Source organism: Neisseria sp. P0021.S005 (assembly GCF_051956955.1).
Window position 1 is genome coordinate 1 of sequence record NZ_JBQCWY010000444.1, and the last position, 2,572, is coordinate 2,572.

At 51.9% G+C, this 2,572-nt stretch carries 2 protein-coding genes; one reads left to right on the forward strand and one right to left on the reverse strand.

Going from position 1 to position 2,572, the window contains the following annotated elements; all coding sequences use genetic code 11:
- On the forward strand, nt 1-1,985 hold a 1,985-nt coding region (locus ACTHUE_RS15340), incomplete at its 5' end, for a ribonuclease E/G (RefSeq protein ID WP_440423921.1).
- Nucleotides 1,986-2,237: 252 nt separating this feature from the next.
- Here the strand turns inward: ACTHUE_RS15340 and ACTHUE_RS15345 are convergent.
- On the reverse strand, nt 2,238-2,572 hold a 335-nt coding region (locus ACTHUE_RS15345), incomplete at its 5' end, for an MscL family protein (RefSeq protein WP_440423922.1).

A 2,572-nucleotide genomic window follows, 5' to 3' on the forward strand; every position in this document is an offset into this window, starting at 1 on the left:
CGCGTGCCACACGCGGCTCGGATATTGAAGACACCGCGTTCAAAACCAATATGGAAGCCGCCGAAGAGGTCGCCCGTCAAATGCGCCTGCGCGACTTGGGCGGTTTGGTCGTCATCGACTTCATCGACATGGAAAATCCGAAACACCAACGCGATGTTGAAAACGTCCTGCGCGACGCGCTCAAAAAAGACCGCGCACGCGTGCAAATGGGCAAACTTTCGCGTTTCGGCCTTTTGGAATTGAGCCGTCAACGTTTGAAACCGGCTTTGGGCGAAAGCAGCCATGTTGCGTGTCCGCGTTGCGCCGGTACCGGTGTCATCCGCGGCATCGAATCCACCGCCCTGCACGTTTTGCGCATCATTCAAGAAGAAGCAATGAAAGACAACACCGGCGAAGTACACGCACAAGTGCCTGTCGATGTTGCTACCTTCCTGTTGAACGAAAAACGCGCCGAGCTGTTTGCGATGGAAGAGCGCTTGGATGTGAACGTCGTCCTGATTCCAAACATTCACTTGGAAAATCCGCACTACGAAATCAACCGCATCCGCATTGATGACGTAGAAGAAGACGGCGAACCGAGCTACAAACGTGTTGCCGAGCCGGAAGAAGACGAATCCGCCAAACCTTTCGGCAGCGAAAAAGCCAAAGCTTCCCGTCCTGAGCCAGCTGTCAAAGGCGTGCGCCATACCCAGCCTGCGCCGACTGTCGCCCCTGAGAAAAAAGCCTCTTGGTGGGACAGCTTCAAAGCTTGGTTGAAACGTATTTTTGGCGGCAATACCGCAGCCGAAACCGCGCCTGTTGCCGAAGTGGCAGAAAAACGCACTTCGGGCAGCAACAACCGCAACAGCAATTCCAGCAACCGCCGCGCAAACAGCCGCCGTCAAAATCCACGCCGCAGCAACAAAAACGACGGCAGCAAAGTTGAAGTGCGCGAAGTGAATGCCGAAGCTGCCGACAGCAAGTTTGAAGAAAGCAAATCAAACGAAAGCCGCAATGACGAGCGTAAAGACACTCGCCGCAACCGCAACCGTAACAACCGCCGTGATGATCGCAACAACGAGCGCAACCGTGTTGAGGAAACGGTTGAAGACGTAAATGTTCAAGAAGTGGCTGCACTGGCTGAAATGCCGTCTGAAAACCAAGCGGAACAAAACGGCAATAAACGCCGCCGCAACAACAGTCGTAACGAGCGCAACCGTAATCAATCTGCGGAAAACCGTGTTGAGGACGTGAACGTTCAAGCCGATGGCGAACAGGCGCAAGTCGAAGAGGACAACAACGTCCGCAGCGAAGAGGGTGTGAAAAACAATGGCCGTCAAGGACGTGACCGCAACAACCGTCAGCGCAACAACCGCAACGACCGCCGTTCTAACAGCAAAAAACGCAATATTCCGTCTTCGGCAAAAATCGAGCAATACCTGAACATTACCGATACCGCCGACAAAGTCCTCTTTGCCGTAGCGCATGTTTTAGGTTTGAACGAAAAGGTTGAAGCTGCAAATGCGACATTGTCTTCTGAAAGCGACCAAGCCGAGCCGCTGGTGATTGTGGTATCCGAGCCTGAAGTGACCAACGCAGAGCCATTCGTATTTGCGATTGAAAGCGAAGACGAGCCTGCCGTAGCGCAAACTGAAGGCGCTGATGCCGAACAAGCCCTGCTTGCTTCTGCAGTCAGCAACGTCAAAGAAGCCATTTCTGCGGTATTGTCTCCGAATGCAACGGCTACTGTTGCACCGGTTGAAGCACCAGCCGAAACTGTTGCCACACAAACTGAAACCGTCGCTGAAGCAGCGCCTGTCGCAATCGTTGTACCTGAGAGCTTGGGCGATTTGATCTTCGTTGAAACCGATCCGCAAGCCGTTGCCGCTTTTGCTGCGCAGCCACAACCTGAACCGGTTGCCAAAACACGCCGTTCGGATGTGCCTAAAGTAGAAGTGGAAGACGTAGCAGTCGAAATGATTTTGGTGGAAACACGCAAAGATTAAGATTGGTTTTCCAGTTAAAAGCCCGATGTTGAACGCATCGGGCTTTTTTATTGGCAAGGAGTTATGCTGCTCTTATTTTCTTTGTGTTTACCATGAGCATTGCTTCATGGTTGAAAAAGCAGGATAGATTGCTGAGAAAGGGAAGGCATGGTTTTTTCAATAGGAAGGGCTTAATGAAAATTGGTATGAGAAAAGCCGTCTGAAATGGTTTCAGACGGCCTTGGTTTGTGTGTGTATGTTTAGGTATTGTGATTAGTTTTTGTTCAGAGAGTCACGGATTTCGCGCAACAACAGAACTTCTTCGCTAGGCTCTGCTGGTGCTTCTTCAGCAGGAGCTTCGGCTTTTTTCACAGAGTTGATGGCTTTAACCACGCAGAAGATGGCAGCGGCGATGATCAGGAAGCTGATTACAGTGTTGATGAACAGACCGATATTCAGGGTAACGGCACCGGCTGCTTGGGCGGCTGCCAGGTTGGCGTAACCTTCAGCAGGAGCGGCTTGTGCGCCGTTTTTCAGGGTGATGAACAGGTTGGAGAAATCAACGCCGCCGATTAGTAGACCGATAGGAGGCATGATTACATCGTCAA